Genomic DNA, 17,386 nt, shown 5'->3' on the forward strand with positions numbered 1-17,386 from the left:
CCGGCGGGCGGTCAGATACTCAATCGAAAATACCTTCGCTGTGCTTCTCCACGTAGGCGGCGAGGCCGAGCGTGTGATCGCGGCACAGCTTTTCAGCCGTCTCGGTATCGCGCTTTTCCAAAGCCGCAATGATCGCCAGATGGTCCTTGATCGACTGGGATGCGCGGTCGTCGCGCCCGATGGTGATCTTCCGGATGCCACGAACGTGGAGGAGAATATTCTCGGTCGTTTCCCGGAGAATTTTTGAATCCGTCATCTGGATCAGGGTCTGGTGAAACTGCAAATTGGCTTCGGAATACTCACCCAGATAATCGGCCGGCTTGTGGCCCTCATGGAACTTTTCGAAGAGCGTCCTCAGGCGTGCAATATCCTTGCCGCTGGCATTGAGCGAGACGAGGCGGGCGGCCATAGCTTCCAAAGCAGCCCAGACCTGGATCATTTCGATTACTTCGCGCTTTGTCTTGCGCAACACCATGATGCCGCGGCGAGGAATGGATTTCACAAACCCCTGTTGCTCCAGCATCGCGATCGCTTCGCGGATGGGCGTACGGCTAACGCCAAGCCGATCGGCCAATTGCCGTTCGTCGAGCCAGGTATCTTCGGACGTGGCATAGATGTCCATATTGGCGATGGCCTGTTTCAATGTCGCATAGATTCGCGTTTTGAAGTTCGGCTCGGCCGCAAAGGGCTCAAGGACGAGGTCCGGGGTGACGTCATCGGCCAGCGGCCAACGCATGTGGGTTCTCGGGCTCACGTCAGGTCATCTCCATTTATATTTGGAATGTATAATACCATATTTAAGTCTTTGAAGTCATTTTGCGAGTCATTGCAACCATTGCATCAGCCGTGCGCGCCGAAATCAAGGGCCAGCGCTGTGCCGGCCTCAAGAATGGCGGTGTAGGTATCGGCAATCGGGTCGATCAACCGTGCGCTGAGATCGGCATAGTTCGAGGGACGTTCTCCCGGATAGGTGAATGGCTCGCTAAGGTGATAGTTCTTCATATCGACGGGGTCCCCGGGATACGCGCCGCGGAGCAATTCGACTGCTTCAGGTATGCGCAGGCTGAAGATCAGTTCCATGATATCGTCACGGGAAATACCGTTGCGCGTCGAAAATCGCGGAACGCGCGCGGCCATGAGAAAGATGTGCTGCAATAGTGCCAGGCGTATGGCCTGCAGCATATCGCTGCGCTCATGTTCTGACTCCCGTGGCGTGCCCGCAGGTAGTTCGACCGCATCCAGGATGCGATGAAGCCAGATGGCATCGATCCTTAGCTTGACGGCCAGCGCGCTTATGGCCGTCGCCCTTTCATCGCCTTCAAGGAGTTGTGTTATCGAAAGACAAGGTGCGGCGAGATGCGGCTCGGCGCCGGCATAGGGTCGCGACGACCAGAATGCGGGATCGTAAATTGTTGCGAAAGCGGCAAGCCCCTTGATGCTCGATTTTTGTTTCGTGGCAAAAACGTGAGACGTAAGCCGGCGCAGGCGATCCGATCCCTTATAAACTTCCACGAAGCGATCCTCATCACCTCGCACGGCACTTCCGAAACCGGAGACCACAGTCAGCGGGTAGCCGAGTTGCTGCAGGATGGCATTGTGGGGAATCGCGCGGATTTTCCTGACCTGATGGACTTCGGCGCCGGCGACATCGAACTGCCGGCGCGATTTGCGCGAGCCGGTCTCGTTGAGAAGCCCTTGCGGAAACGAGCCAAGCGTTTTGTGATAGGCCCGGTCATTCAGAAGATGATCATGAAAATTCGCAATATGCCGATAAAAGTCGAAGGAAAAGCTCGTCCTGGCATAGAGCATGTCATCTTCGGGCGCGCCGCGTGTCGGCACCTCACATTCGACAAGTCTCGTCAATGTGGCAAGAGCCAGCTCCGGCGTCTCGAAATAGAGATATCCGTCGCCGCCTTGAAAACTAACCTCATGTTTCAAAGCAATGCCGGCGTCGCGGTATTGATGGCGGATCCATGGGCTAAGCACGTAGAAGGCCCGGTCCATGAATGAGCGCTGATGGGCGCCACGGCCGGCAGATTCGCCATGCGTGTTGAAAATGAGGACTTCGACATCCGTGAGTTCGTGACGAATACATGCACGCGCCAGTTGCCCCTGAACGCGTTCAATGGCGAGGGCCGCCGGAATCTGACCCATGAAACGACCGGAATCGGAAAAGCCGGTTTGTATCGCTATGCGACCGCGGGCACGCACGATGTCCCGGTATTCAGGAATGGCGAAAAGCACCTCGAAGAAGCGGGCTGCGTTCTCCAGCGCTGTGGGAGTCTCGAACAGCGGCGATATATCGAGCTTTTGATCGACGCCGAACAGCCGGGCGAAGCACATCGCGGCAAGCACAGTTGCCGGGGTTTCGCACTCGGCAATCAACAGGCGAATGGAGGAATCGCTATCGACATGCTTGAGAATCTGGGCAGCAAGCAGGAACTGGCGCAGCGCAGTTTTTTGCTCGATATCGAGGGAGGCGAAGTTGACCTGATACTTATCGGCATCGCGGATGAGTTCGCCAAGCATTTCGAGAATGGATCGGCTGCCGATCTGTTCTTCGGAATCAAGGTCCAGATACTGCATGATGGCGTTGTGAAGCTGCGTCGCATTGATACGCAGGTGAACTTCACCCGCGCCAAAGCTAAGCGCTGCCATCTCGCTGCGCAGGATAAGCAGGTCCAAGGCAATCTCGTCGGAGGCATCCGCGATCGCCTCGTCCAGCATGGCGAGGAAGGGTTTGATGCTGACGATCCGGTCGGGATGATTGGTTGTCAATATCTCCGAAGCGGCCTCAAGCGCTGACGGATCAAGCGGCATTTGCGAAAAGGCCTCAAGCACAAGATCGCTCCATGTGTGGAGCCGCTCGAGCTTGAGGGCCATCTCTCCGAGCTTGTTTCCGGTCGCCGATCCGCATCCGGGCCTTGCGAGTATCCGGGTGATTGAAGCTTCATAGCGACGGATCTGCCGGGATTTTTCAGCAAGCCTGAAGCGAAACATGTCGATCCAGGCTATGTCCGTTCGTCCATCCAGATCGTAACCGACCCAGGTACCGACGCCGACGAAACCGATCTGCGCCTCCCGCCATCTACTTCCATGACGCTTCCGCAGGATCTCAATCGACAATCTCGAAAACTCGGCGATCGCGTCGCTGGCTCGATCGATCGCCATAAGCACCGCTTCATGCTCGTCATTCAGCGTAATCGGGCGATCAGGACCGTAACCGGTTTTATCGTCTTCAACGATTTCGCCATTGGCGAGGCGGGCGAGCATGTTGCGCTGGCGGCGCGACAGGAGAAAGGTTGGATGTGCTGTAAACACCAAGCCAAGCTGGCAACGACGAAGGGCGGCAAGATCCTTCTCGAATGTGCCGTCATCGCCGAGCAGGGATTCGATGGCGAACATCAGACGCTTGCGATTCTCACCCATATCGAGCGGGCCAACATAACCTGCGAGGGCGAGGGCGCGGGCCCGAAAGCTGGCCTTGCCGAGAGAATGAATGAGGCCGGCCAACTCCTGTCTGCTGAGCGTGCCCGCTTCGAGATCACGCGACAGTTCGAAGGAGAGCTGTGCCACCGGATTATAGCGCGGTTCGTCGGTCAGCCGCGCGCGAAAGGCGGCAAGCCTTTCGCGGCAGTGATCTTCAAGCGACATGGCGGTCTGATCCGGCGCTCGGTCCATCAACCGGTTGCCGACAGGCGTGGAGATACCGAGCGCTCATTCAGAAGTTCGACCAGCGTTGTGCCAAGGCGCGCGGGTGTAGTGGCGATCCGGATGCCAGCCGCTTCCATGGCGCTGATTTTATCTTCTGCGCCACCTTTGCCGCCGGATATGATGGCTCCAGCATGGCCCATGCGCCGTCCCGGAGGTGCTGTCCGCCCCGCAATGAACCCGACCGTTGGCTTGGAACGTCCGCGTCTTGCCTCATCGGCGAGGAATTGCGCGGCTTCTTCTTCAGCCGAACCGCCGATTTCGCCAATCATCACGATTGATTCCGTCGCCGGATCAGCGAGGAACATTTCCAACACGTCGATGAACTCGGTGCCTTTGATGGGATCGCCGCCGATTCCGACCGCGGTTGTCTGGCCAAGACCCTGTTGCGAGGTCTGGAATACTGCCTCATAGGTCAGCGTGCCCGAGCGCGACACGATGCCAACGGATCCTTTGCGGAAGATGGAGCCTGGCATAATCCCGATCTTGCATTCATCAACAGTCATGATGCCCGGACAGTTGGGGCCGATCAGTCGTGATTTCGAGCCGCTCAATGCTCGTTTCACACGCTGCATGTCGAGAACCGGAATACCCTCCGTGATGCAGACGATCAGCGGAATTTCCGCCTGGATCGCCTCGCAGATGGCGTCTGCCGCGCCGAAAGGTGGCACGTAAATAACCGAGGCGTCGGCTCCGGTCGCTTCACGTGCTTCCGCTACCGTGTCGAAGACGGGCAGACCGAGATGTGAGGCTCCGCCTTTGCCGGGGGAGGTGCCGCCGACCATGCGGGTGCCATATTTGATCGCCTGTTCGCTGTGGAAGGTGCCGGTCTTGCCGGTAAAGCCCTGACAGAGGAGACGGGTATTCTTGTTGATCAATATCGACATCAGTTCAAGCCTCCGACTGCATTGACGATCTTCTGGGCGGCATCGTCGAGATCGTCAGCCGGGAGGACGTTCAAGCCTGATGCCGCGATGATCTTCTTGCCCTCGTTCACATTGGTGCCTTCGAGGCGAACGACGAGCGGTACCGTCAGCCCCACTTCCTTGACGGCCGTGATCACACCTTCCGCGATCACGTCGCAGCGCATGATGCCACCGAAGATGTTGATGAGAATGCCTTTTACATTCGGATCCGCGGTGATGATCTTGAATGCCGCCGCAACCTTCTCGGCAGTGGCGCCGCCGCCGACATCGAGAAAGTTGGCCGGCTCCGCGCCGTAGAACTTGATGATGTCCATTGTCGCCATGGCAAGGCCGGCGCCGTTGACCATGCAGCCAATGCTGCCATCGAGCGTGATATAGGAGAGGTCGTATTTCGACGCTTCTATCTCCTTGGCATCCTCTTCGGTCTCATCACGCATTTCGAAAATGTCGAGATGACGGGCGAGCGCGTTGGAATCGAAGCTGACCTTGGCGTCGAGACATTTCAGCTGGCCGTCCTTCGAAACGATCAGCGGATTGATCTCGAGCATCTCCATGTCTTTGGCAGTGAACGCGGTATAGAGTTTTGCGACGAGCGTATGAGCCTGTTTGGCGAGATCGCCGGCCAGCTCCAGCGCCTTGGCAACGGCGCGGCCATGATGGGGCAAGATACCCGTTGCGGGATCGACCGAGAACGTCAGGATCTTTTCCGGTGTGTCGTGCGCGATGTTTTCGATGTCCATGCCGCCTTCGGTGGAGACAACGAACGAAACGCGGCTGGTTGCGCGGTCGACAAGAAGCGAGAGGTAGAATTCCTTCTCGATCTGCGATCCGTCCTCAACATAGAGACGGTTGACCTGCTTGCCTGAAGGGCCGGTCTGGATCGTCACCAATGTATTGCCGAGCATTTCAGCGGCATGTTCGCGAACTTCCGCAATCGAACGGGCTAGGCGGACACCGCCCTTTGCACCTTCGCCCAGTTCCTTGAACGAACCTTTGCCGCGACCGCCGGCATGAATTTGCGATTTGACGACAAAGACCGGACCAGGAAGCCTTGCGGCCATTTCACCGGCCTCTTCGATGCCCACAGCAAGATAACCTTCCGGTACAGGCACACCAAAGGACTTCAATACGCCCTTGGCCTGATACTCATGAATATGCATTGGAGAAACGTCCTCCTTGAGAGTGATAAATTTTATGAGGGCACCAGACCCTGGCTTGCGCCAGGGCCCAGCGGGGAGGTACTTGTTTTTTACGCAATTCCGGACGAAAAACCGGTTCCCACTTTTCCTGGAATTGCTCTAGAGCAGACCTGCGCCTCTGGCCCATTTGTACTTCGCTCCCAGCACCTCGACCGGAAGCTCGGTCGAATAGGCATAGGCAGGAATGCCATGCTGGTAGAGATATTCGGCGGCCTCTTCGACTTCGACATCGCCGGCAAGCGACGCAACCATCGGCTTCTCGATACCCCTGGCTGCCATCTCTTCCTTCACCTCGACCATGAGCTTGGCAAAGACCATCGGCGGGGTCACGATCGTGTGCCAGTAACCGAGGATCAGCGCGTGGATGCGATCGTCCTCGAGGCCGAGTTTGACCGTGTTCTTATAGGTGAGGGGTGGTTCACCACCGGTGATGTCGACGGGATTGCCCGCGGCACCGAAGGGTGGAATGAACTTGCGGAAGGCCGCATCCAGATCGTCCGGCATTCCCATGAGGCTGAGGCCGTTATCGACGCAGGCGTCGGAGAGAAGCACGCCCGAGCCACCAGCGCCGGTGATGATGACGACATTTTCTCCCTTCGGCGTTGGCATGACCGGAATGCCGCGGGCGAATTCGAGGAGCTGCCGCAGCGAGCGGGCGCGGATGACACCGACCTGCTTGAAAACGTCCTCGTAGATCTTGTCGTTACCGGCAAGCGCGCCCGTATGCGAGGAGGCCGCTTTGGCACCGGCGGAGGTACGTCCCGCTTTGAGCACGACGATAGGCTTCTTCTGGGAGACGCGTTTTGCCGCTTCGGCAAAGGCACGGCCATCTTTCAGATCCTCGAGATGCTGGGCGATGATGCGCGTATTGTCGTCCTGCTCGAAGAAGGTGAGCAGGTCGTCCTCATCGATATCCGACTTGTTGCCGAGACCGACAATCGCTGACACGCCCATCTTGGCCGAACGCGAAAAGCCGATGATCGCCATGCCGATGCCGCCGGACTGTGACGACAATGCCGCCGAGCCCTTGACGTCGTAAGCCGTGCAGAAAGTCGCGCAGAGATTTTCCGGCGTGTAGTAGAAGCCGTAAATGTTCGGGCCCATCAGGCGGATATTATATTTGCGGCCGATCTTGACGATTTCGTCCTGCAATTCCGGTTCTCCGGCTTCAGCAAAGCCCGAGGGGATGAGGACTGCGCCGGGAATTTTCTTCTCGCCGCATTCGGCAAGCGCGCCTGCAACCAATTTGGCGGGAATGGCAAAGACCGCCGTATCGATATCGCCCGGAACATCCTTGACGCTTCTGTAGGTCTTGTAACCGAGGATCTCTTCGGCTTTCGGATGGATCGGATAGATCTGCCCTTTGTAGCCGCCGTTGATGAGGTTCTTCATCACCGAATTGCCGATCTTGCCGTCCTCTGCCGAAGCGCCGATCACCGCGACCGCCTTCGGGCGCATGATGCGGTTCATGGATTTGAGGATTTCTTCCTGGGACGGGCGATGGCGAGGCTTGGCCTGGTTGTAGTCGATGACGATGCGCACGTCCGCGGCAATCGCGCCTTCCCTGGTGGCAAAAACCGGGTTGAGATCGAGTTCGGAAATTTCCGGATAGTCGTCAACAAGCTTGGAGACCTGCACGATCATATCGGCAAGCGCAGTACGATTGACCGGTTCGCCGCCGCGCACACCCTTCAACATTTCTGCTGCCTGAATGCTGTCGAGCATCGACAGCGCTTCGTCGTGCGTCACCGGCGCAAGACGGAAAGTAATGTCCTTCAGGACTTCGACGAGAACGCCGCCAAGGCCAAAGGCAACGAGCTTGCCGAAGCTGTCGTCGGTAACCGCGCCGATGATGACTTCGAGGCCGCCGGTCAGCATTTGCTGGACCTGCACGCCGATGATTTCCGCATCGGCCTTATATGCCTGAGCATTGGCGATGATCTTGTCGAAACTGGCCTTGGCTTCCTCGGCAGATTTGACGCCGACGATAACGCCGCCTGCTTCCGTTTTGTGCAGGATATCCGGAGAGACGATTTTCATGACCACCGGAAAGCCCATGGCCGATGCAAGCGAGGCTGCTTCTTCGGCGCTGCCGGCAACACCTTCCTGCGGAACTGCTATGCCATAAGCATCGCAGATGAGCTTGCCTTCGGGTGCGGTGAGTGCCTGGCGGCCCTCGGCCCGCGCCGCTTCCAGTACGTTACGGACAACGGTTTTGTCGAGCATGATTTCCTCCGTGATGGCCGCGTGCACTCCCGGTGACGGCGGCATTGATGTGGCTTGATCTGCCAGCGGCGCGAACTGGTAAAACTGCTTTCGGCGCCCGTATTGGTATATTGTATACCAGAAAAATCATTGTCAAGTCCTGATCTCTGGCAGCAGTTGGTTGCATTCAATGCGGATTGACTGTCTGAATGGTTCAATGCCTGGGCTGGAATGATCCAGCCCAGGCGACGTTTGTGGAGATACTACTGGGCGGGCTGGAGAACGTTCTCTTCCGTCCTGCGAATAATCCCTGCGCGCCATGGTTTGAGCACGAACATAGCCAGAAGGGCTGCACCCGCATTCAGAACGACGCCGATGATAAATACCGAGTTCCAGTTGCCATCTGCCGCCATCGCGGTGCCAAACGGCACGAGAAGCGCTGCAGTACCTTTGGCGGTGTAGAGCAGTCCCGCATTGGTGGCGGCATATTTCGAGCCGAACGTATCAGTGCAGGTTGACGGGAAGAGAGAATAGATCTCGCCCCAGGCAAAGAACACTAAGCCGCTGAGGATGACGAACATCACCGGATTGCCCGCGTAGAGATAGAGCAGATAGATACCGATCGCCTCGATGCCGAAGGCGATGAACATGGTGTTCTCGCGCCCGATCTTGTCCGACACCCAGCCGCAGAAAGGTCGCGTCAGGCCATTAAGAAGACGGTCGAGGGTAGCAGCCAGTGTAAGAGCCGGTATGCCCAGCCACATCGGAATATCCGCAACACCGAAATCCTTGGCCATTGGTGCAAGATTGGCCGTTACAACGAGGCCGCCGGCACCCACCGCAACGAACATGGCATACATGAGCCAGAAAATAGGGTGCTTGATCACTTCAGAAGGCAAATACTGCTTGCGGCTTTGAAGGATCGGGCCTTTGTTTGTTGGTTCCGGCACCTGACCTGGCTTCGGAGCCAGCAGGAAGAACGCAAGAATCATAATGACAATGCCTTGTCCGATACCAAAAGAGAAGAAGGCGCTCTGGAACCCGTAATTGGCGATTGTGGCCTGGATTGGCCAAACCGTCAGTGCCGAACCTGCACCGAAACCGGCAGCTGTGATACCAGCAGCAAGTCCGCGACGGTCCGGAAACCATTTCAGCGCGTTGCCCACGCAGGTGCCGTAAACTGCGCCCGCGCCGATACCGGCAACAGCCTGGCCGACGCAGAAGAGAAACATGGTGTCGGCATATGAGTTAATGACCCAGCCGATTGCGCAAAGTATGCCGCCGAACAGGATAACGATCTTCGGGCCGTATTTATCGACGAACCAGCCCTCAATGGGAACGAGCCATGTTTCGAACAGGACGAAAAGTGTAAATGCCCATTGAATTTCTGCACGCCCCCAACCGAATTGTTTGGTAATTTCGGGAACAAAGAATGTCCAGCCATATTGCAGGTTGGCGATCATGACCATACAGATCACGCCGATTGCTAACTGTCCCCATCTGAATCCGTCGCTGACCTGGTGCGAGCGGAACTCCTCTTTTACCGCTTGAGTCATGTTCATCCCTTTCTACGCCTTTTATGCCATGCGCTGATTGGGACATACTGGTATCTGTTATACCAAAAGACAAGAGCCAAGCTGGTATTGCTATACAACTTTTATAAAAACTGAATGTATTCAAAACGTTAAACGGCCGCTGGAGGCAATCCGGCAGCCGTTTAAGGGGAGGACAAGTAACTTTTCAGCGATTAAAGACCGAAAGGTTCGTTATTTTTGTTGCGTGCATTTGTGCGTGCAACGCTGTCGAGAAAGGCAAGAATCGTCTCGATGATACCGCGGCGGGCGGTACGATCGGCTGAATTGGCTATTTCTGCACGTGCCGGCATGATTTGACACTCCTGTATACCGTTTAAGATGGCCACTATCTGGCATACCATATCCCAGTTCACAACGGCGCCAGACGCATATCAGCATCCCATTTTTGCATAGGTTGTGCACTGCACACTCCTACAACGCTTCAGGCAGGCCTTTTGTTTCGATGCTTTTTTGCTGCCTGGGTCGGTTTCTCCCGACCGACAATTATCTTTGTGAAGGGTGTTTGACTTATGGTATTTATTATGCCAGAAATTCTGCAAGAGCACTTCAGCTGACCCGACACGCGGGTAAGGAAGCGCCGCGGACTTTGTAAATCCGGTTCGGCTCTTTCGACTGTCTCCGCTGGTTGCGTCTTTGAGGCGGCAATCCGGAGCAGGGGGAAGACAGGGCCCATCGATCTCAACGAGCGTTTATCGCATGCAAAATCTCGATGTAGCTGAGCCGCTTGGCTCCCTGAACAAGACACTGCTGGTGCGGCAACCGTGTGTAGAGACCGCTCCCGGAGCTTCGCATTCGGGAAACAGGTGGGCAGCCAAGCGCCAACGATAAGAGACGACAAAATTCAATAGGAGGAAAGACGTTCATGACAATCGTCACAAAGGTTGAGAAGGCCACATCAACGGCTGAAGATACATTGAAGCGGAAGGTACGCGACGGAAGCGTGGTGTCCGGTGGCCATTTGGTGGCGCGGGCGCTGAAGAATGAAGGCGTCGACACCATCTTCACGCTTTGCGGCGGTCACATCATTGATATCTATGACGGCTGCATCGATGAAGGCATCCGCATTATCGACGTGCGCCACGAGCAGGTCGCTGCTCATGCGGCCGATGGTTATGCCCGCCAGACAGGCAAGATGGGCTGTGTTGTCACGACCGCCGGTCCAGGCTGCACCAATGCCGTAACCGGTATCGCCACGGCATTCCGCTCGGAAAGCCCGGTGCTTCATATTGGCGGGCAGGGCGCCTTGACCCAGCACAAGATGGGCTCGCTGCAGGATCTGCCGCATGTCGACATGATGACGCCGATCACCAAGTTTGCTGCCTGCGTCTCTTCGACCGAACGCATTGCCGATATGATTTCCATGGCGGCGCGCGAGTGTTTCTCCGGTGCATCTGGACCTTCCTACCTGGAAATTCCGCGTGACGTTCTGGATCGCGAAATCCCTATTGAAAAGGCTGTTATTCCGCAGCCGGGCAAATACAGGGCCTCGACCTACTCAATCGGTGATCCGGCGGATATCGAAAAACTTGCCGATGTTCTGGTGAATGCCGAACGCCCCGCCGTTCTGTTTGGACAGCAGGTCTTCACGTCGGGCAGCACGCAGGCTGCAGTCGAGTTGCTGCGCGGGCTGGATATTCCCGGCTACTTCAACGGCGCAAGCCGCGGCACGCTGCCGATCGGTGACCCTCATCACTTCGACCGCACACGCGGCTTTGCATTCAACAATGCCGATGTGATCGTGGTAATCGGCACGCCGTTCGACTTCCGCATGGGCTATGGTAAGCGGATTTCCAAGGACCTTACCCTGGTACAGATCGATCAGGATTACCGCACCGTCGGCAAGAACCGCGATATAGATCTCGGGCTCGTTGGCCATCCGGGTGCCATACTTTCGGCGGTTCTGCAGGCCGCATCCGCCCGGATCGACAAGGGCAAGCGCCAGGCGCGCCGCGAGTGGATGAAGACTCTCGAGCAGCAGGAAGTCATCGCCTATGACAAGGTACTGCCGCTTCTCAAGTCGGACCAAAGCCCCATCCATCCCTACCGGGTCGCATACGAGCTCAACGAGTTCCTCGGCGAGGATACGATCTACATCGGCGATGGTGGCGACGTGGTGACCATCTCGGCTCAGGCGGTGCGCCCGCGCAATCCGGGTCAATGGATGGATCCCGGCGCGCTTGGTTCGCTGGGCGTCGGGACGGGCTTCGCGCTCGGAGCCAAGCTGGCTCATCCGCAAAAGGAAGTGCTTTGCTACTATGGTGACGGCGCCTTCTCGATGACTGCCTTCGACATGGAAACCTGTGACCGGTTCAACGCGCCTTATCTTGCGGTTATCGGCAACAACTCTTCGATGAACCAGATCCGTTATGGCCAGGTTGCAAAATATGGCGAGGAACGCGGCAATGTCGGCAACAAGCTTGGCGACGTCGAGTTCTCCAAATTCGCGCACATGCTCGGCAATCACGGCGAAGAGGTTCGCGAAGCTTCCGAAATTCAGCCGGCGCTGCTGCGGGCCCGCGAGGCCATAGCCAAGACGGGCCGGTCGGCGGTCGTCAACATCTGGGTCGATCCGAATGAGTATGCGCCCGGAACCAAAAACCAGACGATGTACAAATAACGAAAAAGCCCGGCGGTCATAAAGGCCGCCGGCTCAAATCGACAGAAAGCAGAACGAAGGAACAAGTTCCGCGCCAGAAAAAGGGAAGAAAAGAATGACGAAAGCTTTGGAGGGTGTTCGCATCCTGGATTTCACCCATGTTCAGTCTGGGCCGACATGCACACAGCTTCTTGCCTGGTTTGGTGCCGATGTCATCAAGGTCGAGCGCCCCGGGGTTGGAGATATCACGCGCGGCCAGCTGCGCGACGTCCCCGAGGTGGATAGCCTCTATTTCACCATGCTCAATCACAACAAACGGTCGATCACACTCGATACCAAGAATCAGAGCGGGAAGGCGGTTCTGGAAGAACTGATCAAAAATTGCGATGTGCTGGTGGAGAATTTCGCTCCCGGTGCGCTCGATCGCATGGGGTTCACGTGGGAGCGCGTCCAGGAACTCAACCCGGCAATGATCGTTGCCTCGATCAAGGGATTCGGCCCCGGTCCCTATCAGGATTGCAAGGTTTATGAAAACGTCGCGCAATGCACTGGCGGTGCGGCCTCGACGACAGGCTTCCGCGATGGTCTGCCGCTGGTTACCGGAGCGCAGATCGGTGATTCCGGCACAGGGCTGCATCTTTGCCTCGGCATTGTCACGGCGCTTTTCCAACGCACCAAAACAGGGCGTGGCCAGAAAGTCTCGGCAGCAATGCAGGATGGCGTGCTCAATCTGTGCCGCGTCAAGCTGCGGGACCAGCAACGCCTGGCGCATGGTCCGTTGAACGAATACAGCCAATATGGCGAGGGTATCGAATTCGGCGAAAGCGTGCCGCGCGCGGGCAATGATTCAGGCGGCGGTCAGCCCGGGCGCATCCTGAAGTGCAAGGGCTGGGAGACAGACCCCAACGCCTATATCTACTTCATTACCCAGGCGCCGGTCTGGGAGGCGATTTGCGACGTGATCGGCGAGCCGGAATGGAAGACACACCCCGACTATGCAAAACCCGTGGCTCGTCTGCCGCGCCTCAACGCGATTTTTGCCCGCATTGAGGAATGGACGATGACCAAGGACAAGTTCGAGGCGATGGCAATCCTCAACGACAGGGACATCCCGTGCGGTCCTATCCTGTCCATGAAAGAGATCGCCGAAGACCAATCGCTGAGGGCTACGGGCACGATCGTCGAGGTGGAGCATCCGGAGCGCGGCAACTATCTTTCTGTCGGTAACCCCATCAAGCTTTCCGACAGTCCGACAGATGTTACCCGTTCGCCGCTTTTGGGAGAGCATACGGACGAAATTCTGCGCGACGTCTTGAGGTTCGATGAGCGGACGATCGACGAATTGCAGAAAAGCGGTGCACTCGGAACCCCGCAGAAAATCGCTGCCGAGTAATCCGCATCGAGAAAACGGCGGCATAACCCCCCGGTGTCGCCGTTTTCTTTTCGAACCAGGGTGCGGTTGTTGCTGGCGCAGAAATCATAACCTGGCTACCGATTGACAGCTTCGATCTTTGTTGGCATTATGTATTCCACTGACTCGCTGGCGGTACTAAGCATCGCCCCACCATAAGCCTATTCGCTTCAGGGAGGAGGCGGCTATGAAGCTTCATGAGTTCCAGTCGAAAGCACTCTTATCCATCAGAGGCATCAATGTCCCCGAAGGCCGGGTGGCGCTGACCCCCGGCGAGGCCCGCGAAGCAGCCGAGGCTTTGGGCGTGGAGAGGATCGCCGTGAAATCGCAGGTTCTGGCGGGAGGCCGCGGCCTTGCAGGCGGCGTCCGTCTGGTCTCATCCCCAGGCGAGGTGGAAGCCGCTGCAGCCGCGATGCTTGGGCGTACTCTCATAACCGAACAGACAGGACCAGCCGGTTGCCGCGTCAACAGGGTGTTGATCGAAACGGCCGTTCGCCCAGTCCGCAGCCTTTATCTTTCGCTGCTCGTTGATGCCGCAAGGGCCGAAATTGCCATCCTCGCCGGTGCTGAAGGGAGCGAGGATATCGAGCAGCGGCTTCAATCGGGCGAGACCCGTCTGGAACGGCTTTCCCTTGGCACCGGAGATGCACTGGAGAAAGCGGCCGTGACTGGCTTGGCCCAACGTCTTGGCCTTGGTTCCAACCTCCACTCTGCCTTTGCTTCGCTTCTCGACCAGTTGCGCCTCGCCTTCGTCGAACTCGATGCAACGCTCATCGAGTTCAACCCATTGGTGGTGACAGAAGAGGGCAAGTTCGTTGCGGTCGATGTCAAGATGATCATCGACGATAACGCGCTGTTCAGGCATCCCGAGCTGATGGCCCTGCGCGAAGAGCATGACGGCGATGAAATCGAGCTTGTCGCGCAAAATCGCCGGCTCAACTACTTGCGGATGGACGGCAATATCGGTCTGGCTGTCAATGGGGCCGGACTCGGCCTCGCAACGCTCGACATGGTGCGTGCCGCCAATGGCAGCGCTGCGAACTTCATGGATATCCGCACGACGGCCACCAGCCTCGATGTCGCGCATGGATTCACGCTTCTTCTCAACAATCCGGCCGTACGCTCGATTCTCGTCAATGTGCATGGCGGCGGTATGCAGCCCTGCGATACCATTGCTGATGGTCTTGGCATCGCGATGCGGCGCACGGGCCGCACGTGTCCTGTCGTCGTTCGTCTGGCCGGTAACAATGCCGAATACGCCCGTTTTCGTTTTGCCAATTTCGGCTGCAAGGTGATCGACTGTCCCGACATGTGGACGGCAGTGAACCGTGCCGTTTCCGCTGCGCATGGAGAAAGATCATGACCATTCTCGTTGATCAGAACACCCGTGTGATCTGCCAAGGCATGACCGGTTGGGCGGGAACGCATTATTCGGCGGCCATGATGGAATACGGAACCCGGATTGTAGGCGGCGTCACCCCCGGCAAGGGCGGAACCTACCATTTGAACCTCCCGGTCTTTGACGAGGTTGCAGAAGCGATGAATGAGACCGGCGCCAATGCCAGCATGATTTTCGTCCCGCCGGAAAACGCTGCTGCAGCAATGATCGAGGCGATCGAGGCAGGTATGCCGCTTGTCGTGGCTCTGACGGAACGGGTGCCTGTACAGGACATGTTGCGCGTGCGCGCGGCGCTCAAGCAAAGCTCGACGGTTCTCGTTGGTCCGAACTCGCAGGGCATCCTTTCGCCCGGCGTCTGCAAGATCGGTGTGATGGCGACGGGCAGCGAGCGAAAGGGCCACGTCGGCATCCTGTCGCGCTCGGCATCGCTGACCAGCGAGGTTATCGCTCAGGTAAGCGCGGCGGGACTGGGCCAGTCGACAACAGTCGGCATTGGCGGTGACGCCATTCACGGCTTGAGCATGCGCGACTGCATGGAGCTTTTCCTTGCCGACCAGGATACGCGCGGTGTTATCGCCATCGGCGAGATAGGCGGATCGGAAGAACAGGAACTGGCGGAGTTTCTTGCCGGAATCAAACCGGACATTCCGGTCGTCGGGCTCGTTGTCGGCCGTTATGCGCCGACCGAACGCCGCATGGGCCACGCCGGGGCTTTTGCACAAAGTGCTGCCAGTGATGCCGGGAACAAGATCAATGCGCTGAAGGATGCCGGCGTGATCATCGCGAAGAGCCCGCATCTCGTTGGCGAAACCATCCGCGAGGCGATGGCCGCAGCGGCCTGAAAGAATATGACGTGTCTGGCCGGAGTTGGATAGAGCGCTGAAACATCCAAATCCGGTTTGATAGAAGAATACCCGGAACCTTGGCTTCCGGGTATTCTCTCATTTCAGCATCGATGCCTACTGGACAAATGTGGTCGACAAGGTGCCGATACCCTCGATGGTGACGGAGACGGTATTGGTCGGATCCTTTATCGAGCCGACGCCGAGCGACGTGCCGCAGCAGATCAGATCTCCGGGCTCAAGCGTCATATCCTTGGATAGCGCGCTGACGAGAATTGCCGGGGGAAAGATCATATCGCTTAACGGATAGTCTTGGCGCAGGGCTCCGTTGAGCTCGGTTTTGACATTGCATTCGGCCGGATCGATATCGGTGGCGATGACCGGACCGAACGGGCAGAAACCGTCGAAGCTCTTGGCGCGAGCCCATTGTGCGAAGGTCTTGTCGCGGGCGATGATGTCACTCGCCGTCAGGTCGTTGACACAGGTGTAACCGAAAATTGCGGCTGCGGCTTCCGCTTCCGACGCATTGCTGCAGCGCTTGCCGATCACGATGCCAAGCTCACCTTCATAGCCGACGCGTTCGGTATAGGAAGGCGGGCGGCGGACGACAGCCTCGGGAGATGCCACACTCGACAGAGCCTTCAACAGATAGAGCGGCTCGTCGGGTTTCGCGACATCGAGTTTGGCGGCGAGCTGATGGAAATTGTTCCACAGCGCGATGATCTTGGAAGGCTCGCAAGGTGCCAGCAACCGTACCGAGGCAAGCGGAATCCGCATGTCGGTGGCGATGGGTTGCTCGAACATGCTGCCTTGATAAACGATGATATCCTTGCCTTGCAGGAGGCCGAAGCCCTCCATGCCCAAATCGTCAAATCGTACCCATTGAGCCATTTTGTATCCTCCATTTTTGCGAAGTGCGGATCTTTTCTCCTGCCCGCCGCCGCTGAATGTCAGTGGTCGAGTGCCTTGACGATATTCTCGACCATTTTCTTGGCGTCGGCGAAGAGCATCATGGTGTTGTCGCGGAAGAACAGTTCGTTCTCGACGCCGGCATAACCTGACCCCATGCCGCGCTTGATGAAGAGCACGGTGCCGGCCTTGTCGACATCGAGGATCGGCATGCCGAAGATCGGCGATTTCGGGTCGGTCTTGGCGGCCGGATTGGTCACGTCATTGGCACCGATGACGAAGGCGACGTCGGCCTGGGCGAATTCCGAGTTGATGTCCTCGAGTTCGAACACTTCGTCGTAAGGCACATTGGCTTCGGCGAGGAGCACGTTCATGTGGCCGGGCATGCGGCCTGCGACGGGATGAATGGCGTATTTGATCTCGACACCCTCGGCTTTGAGCTTGTCGGCCATCTCGCGCAAGGCATGCTGGGCCTGCGCCACCGCCATGCCGTAACCTGGCACGATGATGACCTTGGAGGCGTTCTTCATGATGAAGGCGGCATCGTCGGCCGAGCCCTGCTTGACCGGGCGCTGTTCGACCTCGCCGGACGC

General features: G+C 57.6%; 13 protein-coding genes. 4 read left to right on the forward strand and 9 right to left on the reverse strand.

Going from position 1 to position 17,386, the window contains the following annotated elements; all coding sequences use genetic code 11:
- Window positions 1-19: 19 nt before the first annotated feature.
- The 7 genes from FHS21_RS12015 to FHS21_RS12045 form a co-directional block, all read right to left on the reverse strand.
- The gene (locus FHS21_RS12015; protein ID WP_112532300.1) at window positions 20-736 is read right to left on the reverse strand and encodes a GntR family transcriptional regulator; all 717 of its coding nucleotides are present in this window, start codon (window positions 734-736) and stop codon (window positions 20-22) included.
- A 104-nt stretch (window positions 737-840) separates the two neighbouring features.
- Window positions 841-3,654: a phosphoenolpyruvate carboxylase gene (locus FHS21_RS12020; RefSeq protein ID WP_162702125.1), complete on the reverse strand. Its 2,814-nt coding sequence runs from the start codon at window positions 3,652-3,654 to the stop codon at window positions 841-843.
- 26 nt (window positions 3,655-3,680) lie between these two features.
- Entirely contained in the window at window positions 3,681-4,598 is a 918-nt protein-coding gene (sucD, locus tag FHS21_RS12025) for a succinate--CoA ligase subunit alpha (RefSeq protein ID WP_112532302.1), read from the reverse strand.
- Entirely contained in the window at window positions 4,598-5,797 is a 1,200-nt protein-coding gene (gene sucC / locus FHS21_RS12030) for an ADP-forming succinate--CoA ligase subunit beta (RefSeq protein ID WP_183661960.1), read from the reverse strand. Before sucC (FHS21_RS12030) ends, sucD (FHS21_RS12025) begins: the two co-directional genes overlap by 1 nt.
- Window positions 5,798-5,935: 138 nt before the next feature.
- Window positions 5,936-8,062, reverse strand: coding sequence for an acetate--CoA ligase family protein (locus FHS21_RS12035; protein WP_112532304.1), 2,127 nt, complete (start codon window positions 8,060-8,062; stop codon window positions 5,936-5,938).
- A 242-nt stretch (window positions 8,063-8,304) separates the two neighbouring features.
- Window positions 8,305-9,597 (reverse strand): oxalate/formate MFS antiporter, encoded by a 1,293-nt coding sequence (gene oxlT / locus FHS21_RS12040; protein ID WP_112532311.1) that lies wholly within the window; start codon window positions 9,595-9,597, stop codon window positions 8,305-8,307.
- 191 nt (window positions 9,598-9,788) lie between these two features.
- A complete protein-coding gene (locus FHS21_RS12045) occupies window positions 9,789-9,926 on the reverse strand; it encodes a hypothetical protein (RefSeq protein WP_162702127.1) in 138 nt (45 codons plus the stop codon).
- Between the two features lie 572 nt (window positions 9,927-10,498).
- On the opposite strand from FHS21_RS12045, the gene FHS21_RS12050 reads away from it, so the two are divergent.
- From FHS21_RS12050 to sucD (FHS21_RS12065), 4 genes are all read left to right on the forward strand, one after another.
- On the forward strand, window positions 10,499-12,253 hold the full coding sequence (locus tag FHS21_RS12050) for a thiamine pyrophosphate-binding protein (RefSeq protein ID WP_112532305.1): 1,755 nt from the start codon (window positions 10,499-10,501) through the stop codon (window positions 12,251-12,253).
- Window positions 12,254-12,347: 94 nt separating this feature from the next.
- On the forward strand, window positions 12,348-13,625 hold the full coding sequence (frc, locus tag FHS21_RS12055) for a formyl-CoA transferase (RefSeq protein WP_112532306.1): 1,278 nt from the start codon (window positions 12,348-12,350) through the stop codon (window positions 13,623-13,625).
- A 205-nt stretch (window positions 13,626-13,830) separates the two neighbouring features.
- Window positions 13,831-15,006: an ADP-forming succinate--CoA ligase subunit beta gene (sucC, locus tag FHS21_RS12060; RefSeq protein ID WP_112532307.1), complete on the forward strand. Its 1,176-nt coding sequence runs from the start codon at window positions 13,831-13,833 to the stop codon at window positions 15,004-15,006.
- The gene (sucD, locus tag FHS21_RS12065; protein ID WP_112532308.1) at window positions 15,003-15,884 is read left to right on the forward strand and encodes a succinate--CoA ligase subunit alpha; all 882 of its coding nucleotides are present in this window, start codon (window positions 15,003-15,005) and stop codon (window positions 15,882-15,884) included. Before sucC (FHS21_RS12060) ends, sucD (FHS21_RS12065) begins: the two co-directional genes overlap by 4 nt.
- Window positions 15,885-16,001: 117 nt before the next feature.
- Here the strand turns inward: sucD (FHS21_RS12065) and FHS21_RS12070 are convergent, their stop codons facing one another.
- Together FHS21_RS12070 and FHS21_RS12075 are read right to left on the reverse strand one after the other, a co-directional pair.
- Window positions 16,002-16,775, reverse strand: coding sequence for a fumarylacetoacetate hydrolase family protein (locus FHS21_RS12070; protein WP_112532309.1), 774 nt, complete (start codon window positions 16,773-16,775; stop codon window positions 16,002-16,004).
- A gap of 59 nt (window positions 16,776-16,834) precedes the next feature.
- Window positions 16,835-17,386 (reverse strand): NAD(P)(+) transhydrogenase (Re/Si-specific) subunit beta (locus FHS21_RS12075; protein ID WP_183661962.1); only part of this gene is annotated, 552 nt, incomplete at its 5' end.

Source organism: Phyllobacterium trifolii (assembly GCF_014192095.1).
Taxonomy (GTDB): domain Bacteria; phylum Pseudomonadota; class Alphaproteobacteria; order Rhizobiales; family Rhizobiaceae; genus Phyllobacterium; species Phyllobacterium trifolii.